This window comes from Hyphomicrobium sp., from assembly GCF_009026145.1.
In the GTDB taxonomy this organism is placed as follows: domain Bacteria; phylum Pseudomonadota; class Alphaproteobacteria; order Rhizobiales; family Hyphomicrobiaceae; genus Hyphomicrobium_A.
Genome location: NZ_WBUE01000008.1, coordinates 18,179 through 38,966, shown reverse-complemented (window position 1 = coordinate 38,966; position 20,788 = coordinate 18,179). Strand labels below are relative to the sequence as shown.

Annotated in this window: 25 protein-coding genes; 10 read left to right on the top strand and 15 right to left on the bottom strand. The window is 63.0% G+C overall.

All coding sequences use genetic code 11. The features are described 5' to 3' along the window. The first annotated feature begins 14 nt into the window (after positions 1 to 14). Together F9K20_RS08620 and F9K20_RS08615 are read left to right on the top strand one after the other, a co-directional pair. On the top strand, positions 15 to 758 hold the full coding sequence (locus tag F9K20_RS08620; RefSeq protein WP_290999991.1) for a M15 family metallopeptidase: 744 nt from the start codon (positions 15 to 17) through the stop codon (positions 756 to 758). Positions 759 to 819: 61 nt separating this feature from the next. Next, complete coding sequence (locus tag F9K20_RS08615; RefSeq protein WP_290999988.1) at positions 820 to 1,026, top strand: hypothetical protein; 207 nt, start codon at positions 820 to 822, stop codon at positions 1,024 to 1,026. Between the two features lie 149 nt (positions 1,027 to 1,175). Here the strand turns inward: F9K20_RS08615 and F9K20_RS08610 are convergent, their stop codons facing one another. From F9K20_RS08610 to F9K20_RS08600, 3 genes are all read right to left on the bottom strand, one after another. Beyond that, complete coding sequence (locus tag F9K20_RS08610; RefSeq protein WP_290999985.1) at positions 1,176 to 2,249, bottom strand: glycosyltransferase family 1 protein; 1,074 nt, start codon at positions 2,247 to 2,249, stop codon at positions 1,176 to 1,178. After that, positions 2,249 to 3,046: a UDP-2,3-diacylglucosamine diphosphatase gene (locus F9K20_RS08605; protein WP_291000250.1), complete on the bottom strand. Its 798-nt coding sequence runs from the start codon at positions 3,044 to 3,046 to the stop codon at positions 2,249 to 2,251. The genes F9K20_RS08610 and F9K20_RS08605 overlap by 1 nt, the downstream gene beginning before the upstream one ends. Positions 3,047 to 3,193: 147 nt before the next feature. Beyond that, positions 3,194 to 4,045: a transporter substrate-binding domain-containing protein gene (locus F9K20_RS08600; protein ID WP_290999982.1), complete on the bottom strand. Its 852-nt coding sequence runs from the start codon at positions 4,043 to 4,045 to the stop codon at positions 3,194 to 3,196. 129 nt (positions 4,046 to 4,174) lie between these two features. Here F9K20_RS08600 and F9K20_RS08595 point away from each other — a divergent pair, with 129 nt between their 5' ends. Both F9K20_RS08595 and F9K20_RS08590 read left to right on the top strand, forming a co-directional pair. Then, on the top strand, positions 4,175 to 5,278 hold the full coding sequence (locus tag F9K20_RS08595; protein ID WP_290999979.1) for a glycosyltransferase: 1,104 nt from the start codon (positions 4,175 to 4,177) through the stop codon (positions 5,276 to 5,278). Between the two features lie 156 nt (positions 5,279 to 5,434). Continuing rightward, positions 5,435 to 5,761 carry a hypothetical protein gene (locus F9K20_RS08590; protein WP_290999976.1) on the top strand — a complete coding sequence of 109 codons (327 nt, stop codon included), beginning with the start codon at positions 5,435 to 5,437 and terminating at the stop codon, positions 5,759 to 5,761. 439 nt (positions 5,762 to 6,200) lie between these two features. Here the strand turns inward: F9K20_RS08590 and F9K20_RS08585 are convergent, their stop codons facing one another. After that, the gene (locus F9K20_RS08585) at positions 6,201 to 6,371 is read right to left on the bottom strand and encodes a hypothetical protein (RefSeq protein WP_290999973.1); all 171 of its coding nucleotides are present in this window, start codon (positions 6,369 to 6,371) and stop codon (positions 6,201 to 6,203) included. Between the two features lie 366 nt (positions 6,372 to 6,737). Here F9K20_RS08585 and F9K20_RS08580 point away from each other — a divergent pair, with 366 nt between their 5' ends. Both F9K20_RS08580 and F9K20_RS08575 read left to right on the top strand, forming a co-directional pair. Beyond that, complete coding sequence (locus F9K20_RS08580) at positions 6,738 to 7,016, top strand: PepSY domain-containing protein (RefSeq protein WP_290999971.1); 279 nt, start codon at positions 6,738 to 6,740, stop codon at positions 7,014 to 7,016. Then, the gene (locus tag F9K20_RS08575) at positions 7,013 to 7,582 is read left to right on the top strand and encodes a cytochrome b/b6 domain-containing protein (RefSeq protein WP_290999968.1); all 570 of its coding nucleotides are present in this window, start codon (positions 7,013 to 7,015) and stop codon (positions 7,580 to 7,582) included. Before F9K20_RS08580 ends, F9K20_RS08575 begins: the two co-directional genes overlap by 4 nt. Before the next feature lie 76 nt (positions 7,583 to 7,658). Here F9K20_RS08575 and F9K20_RS08570 read toward each other — a convergent pair whose 3' ends face one another. Then, positions 7,659 to 7,781 carry a hypothetical protein gene (locus F9K20_RS08570; RefSeq protein ID WP_290999965.1) on the bottom strand — a complete coding sequence of 41 codons (123 nt, stop codon included), beginning with the start codon at positions 7,779 to 7,781 and terminating at the stop codon, positions 7,659 to 7,661. Positions 7,782 to 8,810: 1,029 nt separating this feature from the next. On the opposite strand from F9K20_RS08570, the gene F9K20_RS08565 reads away from it, so the two are divergent. Together F9K20_RS08565 and F9K20_RS08560 are read left to right on the top strand one after the other, a co-directional pair. Next, positions 8,811 to 9,008, top strand: coding sequence for a hypothetical protein (locus tag F9K20_RS08565; RefSeq protein ID WP_290999962.1), 198 nt, complete (start codon positions 8,811 to 8,813; stop codon positions 9,006 to 9,008). Between the two features lie 187 nt (positions 9,009 to 9,195). Then, entirely contained in the window at positions 9,196 to 9,492 is a 297-nt protein-coding gene (locus tag F9K20_RS08560; RefSeq protein ID WP_290999960.1) for a hypothetical protein, read from the top strand. An 84-nt stretch (positions 9,493 to 9,576) separates the two neighbouring features. Here the strand turns inward: F9K20_RS08560 and F9K20_RS08555 are convergent, their stop codons facing one another. The 6 genes from F9K20_RS08555 to F9K20_RS08530 form a co-directional block, all read right to left on the bottom strand. Further along, the gene (locus F9K20_RS08555) at positions 9,577 to 9,741 is read right to left on the bottom strand and encodes a hypothetical protein (RefSeq protein WP_290999957.1); all 165 of its coding nucleotides are present in this window, start codon (positions 9,739 to 9,741) and stop codon (positions 9,577 to 9,579) included. Between the two features lie 611 nt (positions 9,742 to 10,352). Beyond that, complete coding sequence (locus F9K20_RS08550) at positions 10,353 to 10,703, bottom strand: hypothetical protein (protein WP_290999954.1); 351 nt, start codon at positions 10,701 to 10,703, stop codon at positions 10,353 to 10,355. 161 nt (positions 10,704 to 10,864) lie between these two features. Beyond that, entirely contained in the window at positions 10,865 to 11,197 is a 333-nt protein-coding gene (locus tag F9K20_RS08545) for an H-NS histone family protein (protein ID WP_290999952.1), read from the bottom strand. 214 nt (positions 11,198 to 11,411) lie between these two features. Continuing rightward, on the bottom strand, positions 11,412 to 12,017 hold the full coding sequence (locus F9K20_RS08540; protein WP_290999949.1) for a GGDEF domain-containing protein: 606 nt from the start codon (positions 12,015 to 12,017) through the stop codon (positions 11,412 to 11,414). 200 nt (positions 12,018 to 12,217) lie between these two features. Then, positions 12,218 to 12,418 (bottom strand): hypothetical protein, encoded by a 201-nt coding sequence (locus F9K20_RS08535; protein ID WP_290999946.1) that lies wholly within the window; start codon positions 12,416 to 12,418, stop codon positions 12,218 to 12,220. Positions 12,419 to 12,643: 225 nt separating this feature from the next. Then, positions 12,644 to 12,766 carry a hypothetical protein gene (locus F9K20_RS08530; protein ID WP_290999944.1) on the bottom strand — a complete coding sequence of 41 codons (123 nt, stop codon included), beginning with the start codon at positions 12,764 to 12,766 and terminating at the stop codon, positions 12,644 to 12,646. A 189-nt stretch (positions 12,767 to 12,955) separates the two neighbouring features. Here F9K20_RS08530 and F9K20_RS08525 point away from each other — a divergent pair, with 189 nt between their 5' ends. Then, on the top strand, positions 12,956 to 13,174 hold the full coding sequence (locus tag F9K20_RS08525; RefSeq protein ID WP_290999941.1) for a hypothetical protein: 219 nt from the start codon (positions 12,956 to 12,958) through the stop codon (positions 13,172 to 13,174). Positions 13,175 to 13,233: 59 nt separating this feature from the next. On the opposite strand, the gene F9K20_RS08520 is transcribed toward F9K20_RS08525, so the two are convergent. From F9K20_RS08520 to mgtA, 3 genes are all read right to left on the bottom strand, one after another. Further along, positions 13,234 to 14,958 (bottom strand): EAL domain-containing protein, encoded by a 1,725-nt coding sequence (locus F9K20_RS08520; protein ID WP_290999938.1) that lies wholly within the window; start codon positions 14,956 to 14,958, stop codon positions 13,234 to 13,236. 569 nt (positions 14,959 to 15,527) lie between these two features. Then, complete coding sequence (locus F9K20_RS08515) at positions 15,528 to 15,770, bottom strand: SHOCT domain-containing protein (protein ID WP_290999935.1); 243 nt, start codon at positions 15,768 to 15,770, stop codon at positions 15,528 to 15,530. A gap of 345 nt (positions 15,771 to 16,115) precedes the next feature. Further along, on the bottom strand, positions 16,116 to 18,026 hold the full coding sequence (gene mgtA, locus F9K20_RS08510) for a magnesium-translocating P-type ATPase (RefSeq protein WP_290999932.1): 1,911 nt from the start codon (positions 18,024 to 18,026) through the stop codon (positions 16,116 to 16,118). A gap of 800 nt (positions 18,027 to 18,826) precedes the next feature. Here mgtA and F9K20_RS08505 point away from each other — a divergent pair. After that, entirely contained in the window at positions 18,827 to 19,384 is a 558-nt protein-coding gene (locus F9K20_RS08505; protein ID WP_290999929.1) for a hypothetical protein, read from the top strand. A gap of 231 nt (positions 19,385 to 19,615) precedes the next feature. Here the strand turns inward: F9K20_RS08505 and F9K20_RS08500 are convergent, their stop codons facing one another. After that, entirely contained in the window at positions 19,616 to 20,788 is a 1,173-nt protein-coding gene (locus F9K20_RS08500) for a zinc ribbon domain-containing protein (RefSeq protein ID WP_290999927.1), read from the bottom strand.

The following is a 20,788-nucleotide window of genomic DNA, read 5'->3' as shown; positions in this document are numbered from 1 at the left end:
AAGCCCGCTCCCGCATGCGATGTGCATTAGCCGCCGCTGTCGTTCTGCTCACGGCGCCAGCGGCGCTCGCGGGCTCCCCGCCGCGCGGCTTCGTCGATGTCACGACGCTCATTCCCGATCTCGTCGTCGATATGCGCTACGCGACGCCGCACAACTTCGTCGGCCGTCCGATCCCCGGCTATAAGTCGCCGCGCTGCTATCTGACGCGCCCCGCCGCACAGGCGCTGCAATGTGCCGCCGACGGGTTGCGCGGGCGCGGCTACGCGCTCAAGGTCTACGACTGCTATCGGCCGCAAAGAGCCGTCAACGCCTTCGTCGCCTGGGGCAGGGATCTGCGCGATCAAAAGATGAAATCGGCGTATTACCCCGATGTCGACAAGCGCAACCTCTTCCGCGAGAACTACATCGCCTCGCGGTCCGGCCACAGCCGCGGGAGCACGGTCGATCTCACCATGGTGCCGCGGGAGGCCAAGCCCGCGGCGTTCGACCCGGCCGGCCTCGACATCCGCGCCTGCGATTCAAAGGCGGGACCGCGCACCGACGACGGCAGCGCCGACATGGGCACCGGCTTCGACTGCTTCTCGAGCTTGTCGCACACGGCTTCGTCCAGGGTGAACGAAGCGCAGCGCAGCAACCGGAACCTGCTGCGCACGTTCATGCGCGGCTGCGGCTTCTACAACAATCGCAGCGAGTGGTGGCACTACACCCTGCGGGGCGAGCCGTACCCCAACACCTTTTTCGATTTCCCAGTGGAGTAGTCGGTAACCACGGGCCATATAGCTTGGGATACCCTGCAGGTGCATAAGCGAGGAACGGCACATGGCTTTCGAAGACGTCAAGGCGGAGCTCGGCATCCTGATGACGCGTATGCAGAACGAGCCGCAGGACCGCCATGAGCTGTACCTCCAGCTCATGGAAAAGCTGAATGAGCTCAAGGCTTACGGCATGCCGCTGCCGCAGGACCTGGTGGCCTTGGAGAAGGCCCTCGAAGCCGAGTTCGCGGCCGACAAGCGCGAGGCGGAATAATCCGCAACGGTCCTGCTCGGATGGGCGTTTCACGTGTGTCTATGCACTAGGCGGGCATTTCGGCATGAAACGCAGACAGCTCAGCTTTAGACGCGGCCGCCTGCCCATACCAAAGCAGGTAACGCGCGCCCGGCAGGGAAGCCATAAGCCTAGATGCGAGCCTGCGGCGGCCGCGCGGCCTTGGCCAGAGGCAGCTTGCGCACCGCCAGGGTGCGCGCCTGACCGTTGAGGCAGGCCCCGGTGATGTTGGCGAGGAACAGGCGCGCGGCATACTCCCAGCTGTATTCGGCCGCCTTGACGCGGATGCGGTCGCGATCGAGAGAGCGCGCAGCGAGCGCGGCGTGGCGCAAATCGTCGGATAGCACGCCGGTCACGCCATTGGTCACCACGTCCTTGGGACCGCACACGGGAAGCGCCGCCACCGGCAATCCCGATGCCATGGCCTCGAGCAGCACGATGCCGAAGGTGTCGGTGCGGCTGGGGAAGACAAATACGTCGGCGGAGGCATAGCACTCGGCAAGCGCCTCGCCGGTCCGCTTGCCGGTGAACAGCACGTCCGTGTACCTCGCCTGCAGTTCCTCGAGCTGCGGCCCGGCGCCGACCACCACCTTACGCCCTGGCAAGTCGAGGTCGAGGAAGGCCTCGATGTTCTTTTCCGCTGCGATGCGGCCGACGTAGAGGAACACCGGCTCTTCGCCGAACAGCCGCACGGGGCGCGGCCGAAACAGCCGCGTGTCGACACCGCGCGTCCACGGCAGGACATGCTCGAAGCCTTGCCCCTCGAGCTCGCGGCCGAGCGATGGCGTCGCCACCATCAACCCGGCGCCGGCATTGTGAAAGCGACGCAGCAACGCCAGCGTCCAGCTTGCAGGGATGGCGAATCGCTGGCTGAGATACTCGGGAAAGCGCGTGTGGAAGCTGGTGGTGAAGCGGATGCCGCGTGCCCGGCAATAGCGTCGCGCCATCCAGCCGATTGGGCCCTCGGTGGCAATGTGCACGGCATCGGGCCGGAAGGCGCGAAAGCGCTGAGCGACCCGCCGCAGACCCGGCAGGGCGAGGCGTATTTCCGGGTATGTCGGGCACGGCAGGGTGCGGAATTCGTGCGGCGCCAGCACCGTCATCTCGACGCCGAGCGCCGCGAGCTCGATGGCGAGCCGCTCATACGTGCGTACTACGCCGTTCACCTGGGGGTGCCAAGCGTCCGACGCGACGAGAATGCGCATCACGCGACCTGGAGAGCTTCGGCCAATTTGGCGGCTGTCGCGCGTTCGCGCGCTTTTACGACGTCGTGCCAACGGATGAGCTCGAACGACCCGTCGCAGTTTTCGCCGACCGCCGTGCAGCTTTCCACCCAGTCGCCGGTATTGAGATAGTGCACGCCTTCGATGTGCCGTGAAGCAGCGTGGTGGATGTGCCCGCAGATGACGCCGTCGACTTGGTTGCGCCGCGCTTCGTCGGACAGCGACTTCTCGAACTCGCCGATGAAGTTCACCGCCGTCTTCACGCGCAGCTTCAGGTGCGCCGACAGCGACCAGTAGCCGAGCCCGAAGCGGCGACGGATGAAGTTCAGCGGGTGATTCATCCATAGTGCCAGCTCGTAGCCGCGGTCACCGAGGAAAGCGAGCCACTTGGCGTAGCGCACGACGACGTCGAACTCGTCGCCGTGGATGATGAGATAGCGCTTGCCGTCGGCGGTGGTGTGCACCGTCTGGTGCTCGATCTCGATGCCGCCGAAGTGCTGGCCGCAGTACTGGCGCAAGCCTTCGTCGTGATTGCCGGGAATGAAGACGATGCGCGCGCCCTTGCGCACCTTGCGCAGCAGCTTCTGCAGCACGTCGTTGTGCGCCTGCGGCCAGATGGCGCCGCGGCGGATGCGCCAGAAGTCGATGATGTCACCGACGAGATAGATGGTGTCGGCCTCCGTCTCCCTCAGGAAGTCCAGGAGCAGGTTGGCCTGCGAAGACCGAGTTCCGAGGTGGACGTCGGATATGAACAGCGTACGGTAGTGGACCATGCCCATCCCTTTGAGCAGCAAGGGCTCCTTTGCATACGATGGGCTCCAATGACCGGATTCAGTTTGCAGTATTGTGACAATCGCCCCGCTGAGCAGGGCATTCGTGGTTAATGGGTGGTTCGGCGGCGACGCTGGCGTGCCAGAACTGCCTGCTTAATAGACTTTGACTGGAAAATAGCGCTCCACCAGCTCGTCGAGGCGGCCATTTGACCGCAGGCGCGCCAGCGCGCCGTTGATCAGCGTCTTGATCTGCGAATCCGTCTTGGGGACGGCGATGGCGATGCCGTCGCCGAAATACTTCGGCTCGAGGTATGCACCGCCCTTCAGCTCGCAGCAGCGCTTGGAGGCCGTGCCGTGCAGCCAGAAAACGAGGCCGATGCCGTCATCGAAAATGTAGTCGACCTGTCCCTGAATGAGGGCGTCGCGAGCGAGGTCGGCGTTCTCGAAAGCCTGAATGGCGCTGGAGCGGAAGAAGGTACGCAGGAACGCTTCGTGCGCCGTGTTCTTGGCGACGCCGATGCGCTTGCTCTCGAGGGCCTCGGGGGTGATTTCCACGGCCTCGCCACCGCGGCGCGCTGCGAAGCGGCCGGGTGTCTGAAAGTAGCGGTCGGTGAAGTCGACCTCGGCCAGCGACTGCGGCGTCACGGCATGCGCAGCAATCACCGCGTCGGCCTCGCCGCGGCGCAGTGCCAGCAAGAGCTCGCCCCACGGGCGCACCTTGATATCGCAGGCGGTGTTGAGCTCCATGCAGATGGCGCGCGCCAGGTCGACATTGAATCCGACCAGGGTTCCGTCCTCGTCGTAGAAGTTGAACGGGGGGAAGTCACCCTCGGTGAGGAAGCGCACTACCACGCGCCTCGACGGCTCGTCGGTGTTCGTCTCGGCCGCCGCCGGCGCATCCTCGGTGGTTTCTTCCTGCCCTACCGCAATGGCAGGCTGTGCCACCAGCACGACAAAGCATGCGACCAGGCTGGTCGCCAGCCGACGCAGAATGGTCGAGAGCATTCGCGAGGTTGATCGTCTTGGGGGCATTGCCGGTCGAATCCGCGCAGCGGGCAGGCTGAATCGCGCCCACTATGGTGAAACCCAACAGTATGGCAAGATGATCGTCGGCCCACCGGGGGGAGGGCCAGCGTGCCGAGTAGCTCGACAGCCCAGCAGTGCGGTGTACCCGCCCACGCCGGTAGCGGCATCGCGCCCGCCGCTGCGGCGGATGCGGGCGGCCAGCGGCTTCGCGAAGCTGTTGGCAGACTGCGCGCGCGCACGCCGGAGCTTTCGGCGGCAGCCGGGTTGTGGGCGTGGCAACGACGTGCCCTCCTCGCCGCCCTCCTCGCCCTCGGCGCGGGGTTGCTGCTAGCGCCCGAAACGACGCTGATCGCCTTGCTCGCCATCATGGCCGTGCCATTCCTATGCGTCGTGGTGCTGCGCACGGTTGCCCTGTGGCAGCTACGCGCGCCCTTGCACACGGCCCGGCCCTCTGGCCGCCTCGCGGAGGTGCCGCTGCCGGTCTACACGGTCCTCGTCCCCCTGTTTCGGGAGGCGGGTGTCGTTCCCGAGCTGCTGGCTTCGCTGCGGGCGCTCGATTATCCGCCGGCGCGCTTGGAGGTGATGCTCATTGTCGAGTGCATCGACATGGAGACGCAGCATGCGCTGCGCCATGCCGCGCTCGATCCGCATATGCAAGTTCTTGTCGTTCCCGAGGGCGAGCCGCGCACCAAGCCGCGTGCCACACAATACGCGCTGCAGTTTGCGCAGGGCGACTACGTCGTCGTCTACGATGCGGAGGATGCGCCCGAGCCCGATCAGCTGCGTCGGGCGCTCGCCGCGCTCCGGGCCGGTGGCAAGCACATGGGATGCCTGCAGGCGCAGCTCAACATCTACAACTCGGACGCCAGCTGGTTCACGCGCCAGTTCACCGTCGAGTACACGGCTTTGTTCGACTGCATCCTGCCGGCGCTCGAGCGACTGCAGCTGCCGGTGCCGCTCGGTGGCACCTCGAACCACTTCCCGCGCGCGGTGCTCGATGCCGTCGGCGGCTGGGACCCCTATAACGTCACCGAGGATGCCGACCTTGGCATCCGGCTGGCGCGCCAGGCCTGGCACGTCGGCGTGCTGCCGTCGACGACATGGGAGGAAGCACCGCCGACCTTCCGCGTCTGGAAGGGGCAGCGCACGCGCTGGCTAAAGGGCTGGATGCAACCATACGGTAGCCGCACGAATTTCATTATACCACGATAAATCAGTGGCTTATGAATTTTACGGTAGCCTCGATTTGACCCAGACGGTGCTATTTTTGACCTATGGATTTGGCCCAAACGGCACCGGCGACTTCTCGGGCGTCCCCGGTATGCGAGCTGATTGATCGCGCGAGCAAAACGCGTTCGCAGTCCACGCATGAGCGGAATTGGACAACAGCCGGCATCGGCGCCCAAGCGGACCCGCCCGCGGCACGCTCCGCACCTTCCAACACCCAACGCGGCGCTCCCCGCCCTCATGCACTGTCACGGCCGTTCACAGCGCGTCGTCATTCGCCGCACGTCCCGCCAGGGCATGACCGTCGAGTTTGCCTCCGGGCTACGGCCCCACGATCTCGTGCGCGTGCAGCTCTTTTCCAACCGCACCCTTTCCGGCGTGGTCGTCTGGTCGGTGGCGGCCTACTGCGGCGTTGCGTTCGACACGCCGCTCGCCGATGACGATCCGGTACTGCTGAGCCAGTACTAGCGAGCAGCCGTGAGCCGTTATCGCGCTCAGTTATAACTGCACCAATCGGCCCATAAGAAAGGGCGCCGGCCCGGGGGTAGAACCTGCGCCCTCAGCCATGTCCCCGAGGGGCGGGGAGACTTCCGCGAGGGATTACCGGAAGTGTGGCCAACCGTTATCATCATCGCCTCACACCCGAAGGCAAGATCGTCACCGTGCAATGCAATGCTGCCCGCCAGCGCCAAAGCAGCGTCGTTCGCGGTTAGCGGCGTCGCGTGATCATGGTGCACCGCACGCGCATCAAAGGCTTTATCCACTACATACCTCGGCGCATGCCGCGGATTGGCCTCGCTACCAAGACCGACAGGAGCGCTCATTCATCATGCGCGCCGCTTGTCGCGAGCTGGAAGCCGCGTGCCAGCTGGCGCGTGCGCGGTTGGGCGGCCGCCATCCGGGCGCGTTACTCAGCGGATGCCGCCGTAGGTGTTCGCCCGCCCAAAGTTTCGTAGTTGCGCGACTGCGGGCCAAACCAGACCAACGCTATGGTCGTGAGCAGGATGATCACCACCATCATCTTGGAAAACAGAGTGCCGATCTGCACGCGGGGGTCCCTGGTGTCATTTGGAATCATCGTTTCCTCCTGCGACGCCTGCTTGTTGTCACGAGAGTCCGACGTCAGGCATCTGCCGTCAACGCCCCTTCACCGGCGCCGCAGCCGGCTCGCGACGGCTTGAGACGCATTTCCGCCGCTCCCGTCGAAGTGATGTGCACGGGATGTGGCATGCGTACGGCGCTCGGTCGCGCCAGATGTTGCTCGCCAACTTCTTGTTGGTCGCTCCGGCGGAAGCCAAGGCACCGCGACAGATGCAGCGCCCGCACTTGCGCCGTTGGCTGATACGAGCCTGACGACACGCGTCAGTGTCGCGTCACGATGACTTCGGCACAGTGTCGCCATGGCGCTGAAAAATCCGCCGGCAACCATCTGAAGGAGATACCAATGAACAAAGTGCTTCTCGCGCTGGCGGGGTGTGGCGTTCTCTTTGCAGGTTCTGCGCTGGCCGGCAGCTATGCCGGGACCTGCACCAACGCTCCCAAGGCGCAATGGATGACCGAGGCCGCGGCACAGGCCAAGATCGCCGCAGTCGGCTTCACGGTGAAGAAGATCAAGACCACGCGCGTCGGCAATTGCTTCGAGGCCTACGTCACCGACAAGGACGGCACCAAATTCGAGCTGTTTCTTGATCCGACCACGGCCAACGTCGTGCACGCGCAATGACCGCGCGCCCTGACAGAGCCGCTGGCTTCGACTCCGGCCGCATCGCGCGGCCGGAGTCGGTCAAGGTATGGGACGCGTTCGTGCGCGTCTTTCATTGGTCGCTTATTATTTCTTTTGCCGTTGCCTGGTATTCAGGCGGCATCCGGGACAACCCACACCTGATCGCCGGCTACCTTGTCTTGGCGCTCGTTGTCGCCCGCATCGTGTGGGGCTTCATCGGGTCCCGCTACGCCCGGTTCTCGGATTTCATCTATGGCCCGCGTGCGACCCTGCGCTATGCCGCGGCGCTGCTGCGCCGGCGCGCGCCGCGCTTCCTCGGCCACAATCCGCTCGGCGGTGCCATGGTGCTCGCCTTGCTGGCGACGCTTCTCGTCATCGGCGTCAGCGGCGTGATGATGACCACGGACACCTTTTGGGGCGTCGCCTGGATCGACACACTGCATGCGTCGGCGAGCACGTTGGCGCTGTTCTTGGTCGGGCCGCACGTCGGCGGCGTCATTTTCACCAGCCTCGAGCACGGCGATAACCTGGTGCGGGCGATGATAACCGGCAGGAAGCGCGCCTGAGCCGATCGCCCATGGCTTCGCCGCGGATACAATACCCGAGCCAGCCTTCAATTCGTGTTCCTCCCCCGCAACGCGGTCAGCCGGATACAACCTTCCCCAACAAGCCCGCCACCGCCGCGATGATCAGCAGGCCGGCAAAAAACCAAATGATCGCGCTTTCAGCATGACCGTTGGCACCAGGATTCTTGCGGCGCGACATGGCACTCCTTCCAGCAACTTTCTATGCAAAACTAGGACCCCGGTGGTCTACTGGCAGCGACATCGAGCTCATCCAGTAGCCGCTCCACCTCGGGCAGGCGTTTGTACGCTTGCTTAACCTCCCTGCTCAGGTCAGGGCGCGCATCAGGAATTCCGGAGAGCACGGGGCCCAGGCTCGCGAGCGTTAGCCGCAGGCAGTCGCGCTCGAGTGCGAGAAGGATGTACGTGCGCTCCGCCTCAGTATAGCCCCAGGCCATGAGAGTCGTCTGCCTGCTCATGCGCTTTCAGCGGGAGCGGCGTCTTCCACGCCGTACCGAACCACCAGAGTCACAGTCGCGCAGGACGCCACTCCCATGCACCGGATACCGCACACTCAGCCCTGCAAACTTGATGCGCCTCAAATGCCGCGCGCCATTACCCCGCGGCTATCCTATCCCCAGCAGCCAAAGCCCGTGCATACAAGAGCGAGATGCGCTCTTCGCGTTCACGTTCACCCGGCGGCATCTCGCCGGACTACCTGTCGTGCTAGTGCCGGAATGTGCAGTGCTACAATAACCGCGTATGCCCGCCGCACCCGGCATCGTGAAGCGCACACTCCGCTCCGTCCTCACGCTCGTCGTCTCGGGCGCGCTCTCCATCGCTGATTTCTGATTGTCATGGACCCGCTCGCCCGTTGCATAACTCTGCGCTCACTCCCGGTTAGGATCAGCACTTCGATGAGCTTCGGGTACCCACCGAAACTCGGCACTCACGATTGCCATGGCTTCGGCCAACTGGGCGAAGCGCCGCAGCTTTCGCTTAGATGCTGGCTCGTTGAGAGCTTCCCGCCCGATGGCGCTTGCGCGCGGCCAGCTCCCGAGCTTACCGGAGCATGGCCATGTGCCCCCTGCGGTGTTCTTGAAGTGGGGGTCGGAGATGGTGCAGCTAGCACAACGCACGATGTGTGCAGCGCACTACCACCATTGGTGGCCTCCTGGATTAGTCCACGGCTCAACTAAGCTGGATGAAGGTTTGCAGGGAGGGCTGCGAAATGCCCCGGTACTTTTTCAACCTGCACTTCGATGATGGCATCGCGCGCGACCCGATCGGCATCGAGGTGGCTGACTTGGACCAAGCCGTCGCCGAAGCAAAGAAAGCTCGGATCGAGATCATGGATGAGGAGGCCCTCGATCAGCTCTGGCTCGACATACTGGACGAGAATGGTCGCGTCTTAGCCAGGGTCGGCTAGACAGTTGAGCCCATGACACTCGGGCGAGGACGAGCTAATCTCTGAGCGCCAGGCCGTAAGCCGCTGGCCTCGAAACAGAGAAGTGCAAGCCAAGAGCATATTCTTGCACTGAAAGTGCGTCGGACGCCTGTCCGGTTCTCTCGCTTGATACCGGACGCGTAGCTGCGGGCTCCGGACCCCGATTGCCATGCCAGATGATGCGCGCATTCGCGGCGATCAGTACTTTGAGAATCTCGATAGTGGGGGCGCCGGCCGACGCAAGGCCATCGATGAGAGCCCCGCTGCTGAAGTCGAAATGGTGGACGTCGTGACCGAAGCGATGCGGGCAGCCTGGGAGGAAACAATTCGCCAGCTCGGAGGAGCACCGAGCGACCCATTGCCGCTCTGGACGAGGCTTGCCACGCGCATACTGACCGCGGCCGACGAGGGCGAGTGTGATCCAAATCGCCTCAAGCTGATCGCTCTGGGCGCGCTCGAGCCTTAGGCCAAGTCATGCGCGGCTATGATCGGCGTAGGTGATTGACAGCGGCCTCGATGACCGGCCGACCATCCTCAAAACGGTGTGCGCTTAGGCATCCGGCGGCACGCGAGTTGATTTCACCTGACGTTTCTCTGCTTCGGAGATCTTGGCGAGCAGACGCAACATAGTGTCGGGCAGCCGGCGCCACGTCACGTCCGTGAAGCGCCATTGCCACAGCAGCTTCGCCGGCAGCTCTCTGTCGACATTTCCCATCGGCAGCTCTGATGATCAGCGTACCGAAGAATGGCTCTGGCGGCTAAGACGTTGCAATGGGTACAATCAAAGCGAAAACCTGGTTAGCGCCCGAACGGCCTGCTTAACTGGTAGTTAGGTCTGTTGCCGAGGAGTTTTCCATAAAGCGTAAGACTTGTTTTAGACATGCCTCAGCGGAGCTGTCGCTTGAGGATGGGCATTCGTAATGGGTGTTCGAAGGCTGATTGCCAGCGCCGGATATGCACCGGATGCAGTCGCGGCGCTTGCTCAGGTTTACGACGACGCCTGGGCCGTGATCGAGCCTGGCTTAGAAGGCGATGCAGCACTCGACCGCGCCAGTCAGAAGCTTGCTGGCATTATCATGCTCATGGGATGTCGGATCTCAGATCCCGCAGAGCTGAAGCGGGTAGCTCTACACGTCATGGCTCGCAACGAAGACGAGGGTGCGAGCACAGGAACGCGCATCCGAGTAGCTAAGCGAGCAAACGCCGCGTAGTTCTGTCCGGCGGGATCAGCTCGACTCCTACGCGCACGAATTCGCGGAACGCGCGAACTGGCTGATCAGGCCGGGGACTTCTGTCGCTTGGACCGGGGAATCGGCCAACGCTGGGTCAGTCGATGCAGGGAAATGACCGGCGCACATGGGCTACCGCTTCCTCGAGAAGGCGCTTGTCGGCTTCTGTAACCTGCGCCACCTCAATCTTGGCAAGCCAGCTGCGCATGATGCAGTCGGCCGGCACGATCTGGATCATCTTTACCCGCGCGTAGATGGGCTCTGTTCGCAAGAGAGCGCGCAGGTGAGTTTCCAGCTCTGAACGGGAGGCGCTTCTTATCATCAAAATCGAACTAAAGCCGACACCGCTGCCTTTCAGTAAGCGACGCAAACAATTGACCGCGCGTAAAAGAATGTGATCCCCCGTCTGGTCAGAGCCGACTAAGGTGCGCTCGGGGTAGTCAGGCAACGCCGCGCGAGCGGCACAGCTCTGCGGGGGAACGCATGAGCATGATTGATCCCAGGCGCTCGGCCGTAGCTGCGCTCAACGTCGGCGCGTTGGCAGCGGGCATCCTGTTTCTGTTTGCGATCGGTGCGGGCGTCGCCGCATTGCTCCTGTAGGGCTCCGCGCTAGACAGAAAGCGACTCGAGCTTGGCGCCCATCTTCACGGCGTCCACGAACCAATTCGGCTTGCGGCCGCGACCGCTCCACGTCTGAGAGGGGTTGTTGGGATTCCGGTACTTGGCCTCGCGGGGCCGGCGCGCACCGCGCTTCCCAAATAGCTCCTCGACGGTGAAGCCAGCTTTCTCGGCCATGGCGCGGAGCTGATCCTTTGTCGCGTTGGCTTCTGCTGCGCGCTTTTCGGCGAGTGCAGCCTCCAAGCGCGCCTGCAGCTTCAACAGTTCGGCATAGGACAGCTTAGTCAGATTGATGGTCGCCACCGCGCCCACCCTTCTTCTCATTGTTTCTTGCCTATTAGCGTTTCTTGCCTATTAGCGCCGGGCGGCCGTTGAAACAATATAAGCTTTGAAAGCTGCTTACCCCGCACTGCACAATGTGCGCAGCGGACGAAATCTCGCCCCCGGCAACGGCAACCGCGTGGTCTTTGCCGTTAAGCGTATGGGAAAGCTCAGCGACAACGGCAGGCAAAAGGCATGAAATGCTCACGATGCCCGCTCAGCGTCGGCGCGCGCGTTTTTCTTCGTACATTGCCTTGTCAGCGCGCGCGACGACCTCCTCCAGGGAGCGGTTGTCTTCTGCGGCGAACGAGAAGATCCCCGAGCTCGCAGCCAGCTGGTAGGGCGCGTTGTGCGAGACGTTAAACGCGGCGATCGCGGCATCGAGCCGATGCTTCGCCGCGGTCGGGTCCGGATCGCCATGCATGCCAAAGACGCAGAACTCATCGCCGCCTAGCCGTGCGACGATGTCAGACTTGCGAAATGTGCACCTCAGCACCTCGGCCAGCTTGCGCAGCATGTCATCGCCGGCGTCATGGCCGAGACTGTCGTTGACCGTCTTGAGACCGTCAGCATCGATGAAGAGGAGAAACACGCTCTTGTGCAGCCGAATAGCCGCTTTGCGCGCCTGGTCGGCGAGCAGGAAGAACCCACGCCGGTTATGCAACCCAGTCAGTTCATCGGCGAGTGAGAGCTGACGGATCTCGTCATTTGCCGTCTGCAAATCGCACGTTCGACGGCGCACGTGTTCTTCGAGCTCCGATACGATCCTGATCGACTCCATGGCCACGGCCGTGCTGTCGGCGAGGGCGCGCAGCAGATGCAATTCCCGTTCAGTTGGCTCACGCCGGCGTGCTCAGTAATTGCCGATGGCGCCGATAGGATCTTGTCTGCGGATGGGAACCATAGCGAGGCTATGTACAAATGTTGGGCGATAGGCGGCCACTGGAATGCGCGGATCACGGTAGATGTCTGGGATGACTGCCGGCAAACGGTGCTGCATGACCCAGCCACTAATACAGGTACTTATGGGAAAGCGCCGCCCTTTCCATAGCGGGGCAATGGCATCTTCGTCGGCGTAGTAAAACACTGGTCCCCCTCGCGCAGGATGAAGGTGGCGCCGTCCGCGCCCGTGAGTTCGCGTCCTGCCGAGCGCACGATCCCCTGCAGCGTGGGCATGTCGCGCGCCAATGAGAGATCCTGCACGACCTCAATGAGGCGCTCCATGCCTCGTACGTGCCAGGCGTCGAGCGTAGGATAACTTTCACGCAATGTCTGTACGGTCAGATCTCAGCTCCGCAATCAACACTCGTTCGTCCAGCACGATTGCGCCGCCACGGGTTGGGGTCCGTTTAATGCGGAGGTGAAAGTTTTACGTGTGGGAGCAGCGCGCACGAAGCGCGTCGGGACCTAAGCTTCATGCCCCGCAGAGCTGGGGTTCGCTGCAGGGCGTTAGCCGGCCACCACCTGGCCAAACAATCCCGCGACCGCCGCGATAATCAGCAGGCCGGCGAAAAACCAGGTGATCGCATTTTCAGGATGACTGTTGACGATAGGACTCTTGCGGCGCGACATGGTGTTCCCCCGTTGTCGCCTCTACGCAGTTGAGACCTCGCTGACGCCCTCTTGAAGTTGCAAGCATACATCACCCTCAGCCCAAATCAACCAAGTGCCGCGTACCGGCATGATGCCGCCGCTGTCGCCCTGCAGGCTAGTCGCTCAATGGGCAGTTGCCGAGTCAACGACAGGCGATGAGGTGCACGCATGCTCATTCGCAGCTTGATCGGCGTCATCCTCGCCGCCATCTGCGTCGGGCTCCTGGCCATGACCGGCGACGGAGATCCCTTTTCGGCGCTGAGCAAGGCCGCCGCCTACGTCATGATTGGTGCCGCCATTCTCGGCGGCCTTTGTCTCACGCTGATCTTAATAGCGGGCGCGGATCGCGCCGCGGCGCGACGCCCCAAGTGGTTGGGCAAACGATAGCCGGTTTCTAATGCCTTCGAGGATGTGCTGAAATCGCGTCAAAGTCGCTTGACGCAATTTCACGCCCTCCGAGCGGTTGCACCCATCAGATCGACGCCGTCTATCGCGACAGAGCGCTGCCTCGGCCTCGTGGGTGCGCCGCGCGACAGCAGCCCCGGCACGTCGCCGGCGGGCACCGGGGTGCTGAAGTAGAAGCCTTGCAGCTCATCGCAGCCGGCAACGAGAACGGACTCGATTTGCTCGGCTGTCTCCACGCCTTCGGCGACGCTCGTCATCTGCAGTTGCTTGGCGAGACTGGCCACCGCGCGGATGATGGCGATACTGTCCTCGCGGCGCACCGAATTAAGATCGCGCACGAAGGAGCGGTCGATCTTAATCTTGTCGAAGGGGAAGCTGCGCAGGTAGCTGAGCGAGGCATAGGCGGTGCCGAAATCGTCAAGCGCGATGCGGAGACCTAGATCGCGGAGCTTGTGCAGCAGCGCATGCGTTTTGGGATCGTCACGGAGCAGTACGCTCTCGGTGATTTCCACTTCAATCCGCTGCGGGTCGATGCCGGAGCTGGCGATCGCGCCCACGATGGTTTCGTAAAGGTCGCCCGATTCGAATTGCACCGGAGATAAGTTGACGGTGACCTTGATCGGTGCCGGCCAGGTGGCAGCGTCGGTACACGCCCTTCGGATCGCCCACGCCCCGATCTCGATGATGAGGCCCGTGCTCTCCGCCAGCCCGATGAACTCACCAGGGGCGAGGAGTCCACGCTCCGGATGACGCCAGCGCATCAAGGCTTCGAAGCTGTTCACCGCCGACGTGCGGCTGTCGATGATCGGCTGATAGTGGAGCTCTAACTGCTCCTCCGCGAGCGCGCGCTTCAGGTCGGCCTCAAGCACTCCACGCGCGCACCCATGCGTATCGCGCGCAGGCTCATAGACGACCGATGCCGCACGGCCAGCCGCTTTGGCGCGGTAGAGCGCTAAGTCAGCGTTGTGCATCAGTTCGTCGGCGTTGGTCCCGTGCTCAGGCGCCAAGGCAATGCCAATGCTCGCCGACGTCTCGAGCCGATGCCCGAGTGCCAGGTGCGGCTCCCTTAGCGCCTTGACCAGCCGTTTGCCGAGCACCTCTGCCTCGGCGCGCGTCGCCCCGACTTGGATGACGGCGAACTCATCCCCGCCCAGGCGGGCGACCAGATCGGGCTTGCGCACCGCCTTAAGGAGCCGCTTGGCGACGCTCTTTAAGAGCGCATCTCCTGCCGGGTGTCCCAGCGTATCGTTGACGGCCTTGAAGCGATCGAGGTCGATCCAATGCAGGGCGAAGCTCGATCCGTGCTTCAGCTGCAGCAATGCGTGCTCGAGCTCGTTGCCAAATTGCGTGCGATTGGCAGTTTCCGTCAACGGGTCATGGTGGGCCAGCCAATCGATGCGTTCTTCGGCCCGGCGCCGCTCGGTGATGTCCTCCTGAATATCGATCCAGCCGCCGGCGGCCAGCGGCTGGTTGGTCACCTGCACAATGCGCCCGCTCTTTAGGCGCTGCACGTGGACGAAGGTCTTTCCACGCGCGAGTTGCGCGACGTGACCTTTGATCCAGGCGCGCTGCTTGGCGCGCTCGCCGGCATCGTCGCGGCCCGTCTCGCGTCGAACGTGGTAGCGCACGATACTCGCGAGCGACGTGCCGGGCCGCGTCAACCGCGCCGGTAGCTGGTAGATCTCGCGATACAGACGATTGCACATGACGAGACGCTGGTCGGCATTAAACATCGACAGCCCGCGTCCCATGTTGCTGAGCGCCACATCGAGCTGCGCGTGCAGTGCTTTCAGTTCATTCTGGGTCCGACCCTGCCGCGACGTCTTGCGCGGCCTTCGAAGGCGCTTGGGCGCAACCCCGCACTCAGCGACCCGCGTCCGGCACTCGCCCTTTTCGAGCGTTTTGCCCGCCGTGCCGCCCTGTCTGCGTTTGCGTAAAATACTCGGATAAACACACATGTTCAACCGCCGCGGCTGGTAGGAAAGCCGCCTAAATATCATGCAATTGGTAATTGGCCGTGAACGGAGGGATTGCCTCAAGGCGCAGAACGGTTCTTTGTCGCATTCTCAAAGCGCGGGAATGTCTGAGCAACCATTCGTTGTCCGAGGCGATCACTTTTTACCGTTTAGACGCCGAGAGACAGCACCCGGACGGCGGCAGCGGGGTGCACCACCGCCGGGTGCCGGTGCCGGAGCCAAGCCGGTCGTCTCAGTCCCCTGATTGACGGCAGCGGCTCCGTCGTCATTTTTAGGCAATTTACGCCGTCCGTTGTAGTGGATCGTACGTACAAAGCTAACGCGTCGTCACCAGTAAACGCGAGCGATGTATGCCATCATCAGCTACCCGCGATGTCCTGCTTCCGCTTCACGTATTCCTCACGATCGATCTCCCCGCGTGCGTAGCGCTCGTCGAGAATATCCCGTGCGCTGCGCGTTGGCGCCCGCCCGTCGCCACCGGCTCCGCCAAGCCAACGAACCAACGCCGCGACGCCGGCGACGACCACTAGGAGCCATACGATCATCCAAAGCGGGCCGAACCACATCCCGCCGCCTCCCCACCACATGTTCCAGTCGTGCATGCGCGATACTCCTCACTTTCGGACGCTCACTCCTGAAACCATACATCCGTGCCTTCAGCTCCTGTTGCGCAGGATCAACTCCAAGAAAGTCCCCGATGCCCTTCCCACGTCATCAACGTGCCATGCCATCCATTGCGCGATCTACATTCGCGCGTACAATTCCCTCATGGCCGAGAAAACCACGCTCGACGACATCGCCAAAATCCTCATCGGGCACGGCAAGGAAATCCATATGATCTCACCGCAAGCGTCGCCCACGTCGTGAAGCACATGGCAACGAAGGACATGACCTTGGCGTCGTGCGAGATGGCGTGCTCGAAGGGCGGCGTACGGTTGAAAACGCCGTCAAATATATCCTGATTGAGAAACAGGGCGGCGCCGGCCATCGAGAACATGTTGCCGAAGTTTGAACTCGACCCCAACGTCTGCGCCGCTGTCGACGGAAATGCCGACGTCGGCCGCGTGCAGGGCGGAGGCGTCGTTGATGCCGTCGCCGAGAAAGCCAACCGCGCGCCCGGTGCGCTTGAGCGCCAAGAGAACGCGCTCCTTCTGCTGCGGTGTGACACGGCAGAAAAGATTGAGGGAAGTCAGCCGCGCGCGGAGGGTCTCTTCACTGATGCGGGCGAGCTCTTGCCCCGTCACGACACCTCTGACCGGTACCCCGATCTCTTTGCAGATGTGCTGCGTGATTTGCTCATTATCTCCGCTCAGGATCTTGACCTCGACGCCCGCTGCGGCCAGCGCGTGCACCGCGGCGGCCGCATCAGGTTTGGGCGGATCCACGAACGCGAGATAGCCGGCGAAGGTGAGTTGCGCTTCATCCCCAAGGGCGGCACTGGCGTGTTCGTGGTGCAGGACCCGCGAGGCCACGGCCAGCACGCGATAGCCTTCCGCTCCGAGCCGCTCGAATTGCTCCAAGAGTTGCTTGCGGCCAGGAGCGTCGAGGCGCGCGCGGACCCCTTCGGCCGTCTCTCGCTCGGTCGAAATCGTGATAATGTCCTCGGGCGCACCCTTGACCACCAGCAGTCGCGTGCGGCCATCATCAATAAGCACCGAGATCCGCCGCCGCTCGAAGTCGAACGGCACCTCATCGATCTTCTGCCAGCCGGAGATGTCGAGCTTGCCATGGGCCAGGATGGCCTCATCGAGCGGGTTCCTGAGCCCGCTCTCAAAAGCACTGTTGAGATACGCCAGGCGGAAGGCCGTGGCACTGTCGGCCCCCGTCGCATCGATGTGGCGCACGAGCTCAATGCGCGATTCGGTGAGCGTCCCTGTCTTGTCGGTGCACAGCACCTGCATGGCGCCGAGATCGTGAATGGCGGCGAGGCGCTTGACGATGACGCGGTGCTGGGCGAGCCGCTGCGCCCCCTTTGCCAAAGTCACCGTCACGACCATGGGCAACAGCTCGGGGGTCAACCCGACGGCAAGCGCCAGCGCAAATAGCAGCGACTCGAGCCACGGCCGGTGGAACAGCGTGTTGGCGGCGAGCACGAACAGAACCAAGAAGATGGTGAACCGCAGCATCAACAGGCCGAACTGTCGAAGACCCTGCTCGAAGGCGTCACGCGGCCGCTGCTGCGCGAGCGTCCCGGCAATCCCACCAAGCTCGGTCAGGCGCCCCGTGCGGCCGACAACGGCCGTTGCGGCGCCGCTGATAACCGAGGTTCCCATAAAGATTGTGTTCGCGGCGTGCGAAGCATGTGACGGGCTCGCATCACCGTCGACGTGCTTTTCGACCGGATAGGGCTCGCCTGTCAGCAGAGCCTGGTTGACGAAGAAATCACGCGCCGCGAGAAGCCGGCAATCGGCGGGCGCGATGTCCCCCGCCCGCAGGAGCACGACGTCACCAGGGACAAGCTCCTCGACGGGGATGGACCGCTCCACCCCGTCGCGCAGTGCCCGCGCCCTCAGGCCGACCGAGCGGCGCAAGGCCTCGATGGCATTCTCGGCGCGCCACTGCTGCGTCACATCGAGAACGACGCTTAAGAGAATGATTAGGATGATGATGGCGCAGCTTGCGACCTCACCCGTCCATGCCGATAGGCCGCTGGCGAAGAGGAGAATGAGAATGAGCGGATTGGAGAACCGGTCGAGGATCTGGCGCCAGAGCGGGCGCCGGCGATGGGTCATCGCGTCATTGGGGCCGAATTGTGCGAGGCGCCGGCCGGCCTCTGCGCTCGTCAAGCCCCGCGGGATCGCGCGAAGCTCCAGGAGCAAGGCGTCCAAGGGCAGTTTGGAGAGCAAGCTGTCGATCATCGGTGCGGAGTCTCACTGCACGGCAAAGCTATCCGTCAACAGCGTCGTTCTGCAGCCAATCGCCGATGTTGACGCCGGTCCCGCCACGACCAGATCCGCAAGGGTTCATGTGCAAGCCGCACAAGGCGCCTCGCCCGGCGGGTACCGCGCATCGGCGTCTTGGCGGCAACCTTGGAGGTGATGCCCTTGAATTTGCGGCGTGTGACGTTCGCCGACGACGGTTCCAGTTCTGCTCCTGGCCCTCCCAAACATCGACGAGAGACAGGCAAATGTCTGATCTGGGATGCTTGCGGTCATGGCGCGGACAATTGCGGAGCTAACTTGGTGGGAAAGAGGCCAACGGAAACATACGGTAAGCTCCGCGGCGATTTTCTTTCCCACTCATCAGCAAGCGATTGATTCTGCTGAATCACGCGACCTCCCTACGGGGCGCCAAAAACCCAGAAAAAGCGAAGCCATATCAATTGCTTATACGAGGTAGGACAGTCGCCGGACTCGCACCCCCGTGAGTGTGTGTCGAGTCTGGTCAGCTGATCTGCTCGGCAGTTGTGCTCTGATGCTCGATCACTGTGCGAGACTGCGATGACATTGCGCTTTTTCGACCAACGGAGATGGCCAGGGGCATCCAGGCGGCCGGGCGTCGCCGGAGCCATCCGATGACGGCCAAGCCCCCGCGCCAGCTGCTCCGACGGAATCCGAACTGCAAGCAGCAAACCAGAACATCCCCGTCCCGACCGTGAATTCGATATAGTGCAGTCGGCTGATCAGTGCCTTCGGCAGCGCGGTTTGTGGAGCAACAAATGTCAGATTGCGCGCCCCGTACCCTTGCGCCACCGCCCGCGGTGGCGCGGGCGCTCGTTGTCCTCGCGCTCGCGCTGAGTTTTCTGCAGACTCCGGCCTGGGCCGAGAAGATTTATGCCGGGATCACGCCGGACGAGCTGGTAGATTTCGCAAGACGGGAGGGCTGGAAAGCGGGGGTGGAATCTCCCGCTGCGCCCGTCGTCGTCATCGATCTGGAAGGGGAGCCGACAACAAGAAGACCAATCAGAATTGAACTGTCCGAGTGCGACCAGCACAAGCGCTGCATGACCGGCCTTCTTCGCGACATGACATACTACTCGCTGAAGCCCGAAGCGTACGGCTTCTGGCACTGGAATTTGGAACGACGGGGAGCGACCGGTTTTGGTCCGAGCTATATTACTCTGCAAAGGTATCTGCATTTCAATGGCGTGACTGATCGGTATCTCCGGGACGTCATCGGGACGATCTGGCCGAAGGCCGCCAGCTCATTCTGGGACGAAGTCGAGCGAAGAAGCGAAGCCGAACGGCAATCGGAAGAAGCGAAAGATGAGAACTAGTCGGCGGTGCTCTCTGGCGCTGCCTACTGGCGCCTTATCGGTGACCAGAACCAGTTCGCATCCGTCGATCACTCGATCGCGGCGCGCCGTTAGCGACGCATAGCTCTTCTTCTGCAATCGGTGCGACGCTCGCAACGAAGCCCGACCTGAGAGGCCTGGAATCGCGCCATCTTGGCAGCGGGCCTGCCGCTCATTCCTACCCACGACGACTGTGCGTAAGCGTGCTCACGCCTACGCCACCTGAGCCCCGCACTTGGTACAGAACCGGGCAAGGGGGCGTAGCTCGCTACCGCACGCGATGCAGAACTTGGTGCGCGGCGGCTCCTCCGTCTCAATCGCCCCCGCAAGTTTGGCTTTCCACGCCGCATCCATCGTCGTCGGCGAGGGCTCGGTGGTCTCTATAACATCCGAGGCGTTTGCGGGCTTCGTGGCAGCCGTCCAACCCGCCAATTTGCGGATGAGACTTAGCTCATCGGACAAGGCTGTTAGTCCGTCGATAGACCGGAAGCGCACCTTCCGCTCTGCCGCATCGCCAGCGGGTTGAAGCTCCCACAGCGAATTGCCACGCATCACGATCGACCAGTTGCCATCTTCGAAGGACGGCGCGGAGCTGTCACCGACCATGAGGGCGGGCACCGGGCTCAAGAGGTTGATGGCTGCATCAAGCAGCACTCCGCTAGCGAGGAAGGTTTCATCGTCAGCATCGTCTGCCACCACAAGGCCCGCAGAGGCCATCTCCTCGAGGCCCGCTTTGAATTCGCTCGGTGCGACCGGCATGACGTCCGGGAGGAAGCCATGCAGCAGCGTGACGAGAGAGCGGCGATCCGAGGACTTGATGCCAAGAAGCACCTGTTGCTCTAAGTTGCCCCGGGTGAGAACCACACCGGCAATACCGCGTCGTTCGATCAGCGTGGCGGCATAGAGCATTCGTGTGTAGTCGACCGCGGCCGCCAACACGGTCAGGCCCGCCGGCGTGAAAGCGCGATCAAAGACCATTGGTGGTGCAGTGCCAATCGGATCGAGCGGATCAAAGACCTCGGTCAACAAATTCGGCAGCGTCAGGTGGATTTGAAGCCGGTAATCGCCGGCCGGCACCCTTGTGACCAGGATTCCCAGAAGATCGGCCTGCGTGGACGGAAGCGGGTGAAAGCAGAGCGTCCCGCTGGCGTCGAGCGCGGTGCGCTGCACGACGATCTGCCGTCTCGCGTCCGCCAAGTCGCGCACCGCCAATTGCCATTCGCCGTTGAGCAGCCCTTTCCTTTGCAGAGCGGCGGCGGCACCTTTGCTGTCTGCCGGCAGGCATGGCCTGCCGAGCGGCGAGCCGCGGGGCAGATCGACGTTGAAATGGTTGAGCAGTACTGCGAACTCCTCGGAGCTCAGCGTTGCTTCAGCTCTCGTCGGCAT

Excerpts from the sequence above, each read along its gene's own strand:
- F9K20_RS08535 (WP_290999946.1), bottom strand. The coding sequence starts at position 12,418 with ATGGAGCGCCTCATTGAGGTCGTGCAGGATCTCTCATTGGCGCGCGAC.
- F9K20_RS08555 (WP_290999957.1), bottom strand. The coding sequence starts at position 9,741 with ATGGGAAATGTCGACAGAGAGCTGCCGGCGAAGCTGCTGTGGCAATGG.
- F9K20_RS08505 (WP_290999929.1), top strand. The coding sequence starts at position 18,827 with ATGTCAGATTGCGCGCCCCGTACCCTTGCGCCACCGCCCGCGGTGGCG.
- F9K20_RS08615 (WP_290999988.1), top strand. The coding sequence starts at position 820 with ATGGCTTTCGAAGACGTCAAGGCGGAGCTCGGCATCCTGATGACGCGT.
- F9K20_RS08610 (WP_290999985.1), bottom strand. The coding sequence starts at position 2,249 with ATGCGCATTCTCGTCGCGTCGGACGCTTGGCACCCCCAGGTGAACGGC.
- F9K20_RS08620 (WP_290999991.1), top strand. The coding sequence starts at position 15 with ATGCGATGTGCATTAGCCGCCGCTGTCGTTCTGCTCACGGCGCCAGCG.
- F9K20_RS08605 (WP_291000250.1), bottom strand. The coding sequence starts at position 3,046 with ATGGGCATGGTCCACTACCGTACGCTGTTCATATCCGACGTCCACCTC.
- F9K20_RS08600 (WP_290999982.1), bottom strand. The coding sequence starts at position 4,045 with ATGCTCTCGACCATTCTGCGTCGGCTGGCGACCAGCCTGGTCGCATGC.
- F9K20_RS08585 (WP_290999973.1), bottom strand. The coding sequence starts at position 6,371 with ATGATTCCAAATGACACCAGGGACCCCCGCGTGCAGATCGGCACTCTG.
- F9K20_RS08560 (WP_290999960.1), top strand. The coding sequence starts at position 9,196 with ATGCCAGATGATGCGCGCATTCGCGGCGATCAGTACTTTGAGAATCTC.
- F9K20_RS08580 (WP_290999971.1), top strand. The coding sequence starts at position 6,738 with ATGAACAAAGTGCTTCTCGCGCTGGCGGGGTGTGGCGTTCTCTTTGCA.
- F9K20_RS08525 (WP_290999941.1), top strand. The coding sequence starts at position 12,956 with ATGCTCATTCGCAGCTTGATCGGCGTCATCCTCGCCGCCATCTGCGTC.
- F9K20_RS08530 (WP_290999944.1), bottom strand. The coding sequence starts at position 12,766 with ATGTCGCGCCGCAAGAGTCCTATCGTCAACAGTCATCCTGAAAATGCG.
- F9K20_RS08500 (WP_290999927.1), bottom strand. The coding sequence starts at position 20,788 with ATGCCGACGAGAGCTGAAGCAACGCTGAGCTCCGAGGAGTTCGCAGTA.
- mgtA (WP_290999932.1), bottom strand. The coding sequence starts at position 18,026 with ATGATCGACAGCTTGCTCTCCAAACTGCCCTTGGACGCCTTGCTCCTG.
- F9K20_RS08565 (WP_290999962.1), top strand. The coding sequence starts at position 8,811 with ATGCCCCGGTACTTTTTCAACCTGCACTTCGATGATGGCATCGCGCGC.
- F9K20_RS08515 (WP_290999935.1), bottom strand. The coding sequence starts at position 15,770 with ATGCACGACTGGAACATGTGGTGGGGAGGCGGCGGGATGTGGTTCGGC.
- F9K20_RS08590 (WP_290999976.1), top strand. The coding sequence starts at position 5,435 with ATGAGCGGAATTGGACAACAGCCGGCATCGGCGCCCAAGCGGACCCGC.
- F9K20_RS08570 (WP_290999965.1), bottom strand. The coding sequence starts at position 7,781 with ATGTCGCGCCGCAAGAATCCTGGTGCCAACGGTCATGCTGAAAGCGCG.
- F9K20_RS08545 (WP_290999952.1), bottom strand. The coding sequence starts at position 11,197 with ATGAGAAGAAGGGTGGGCGCGGTGGCGACCATCAATCTGACTAAGCTG.
- F9K20_RS08575 (WP_290999968.1), top strand. The coding sequence starts at position 7,013 with ATGACCGCGCGCCCTGACAGAGCCGCTGGCTTCGACTCCGGCCGCATC.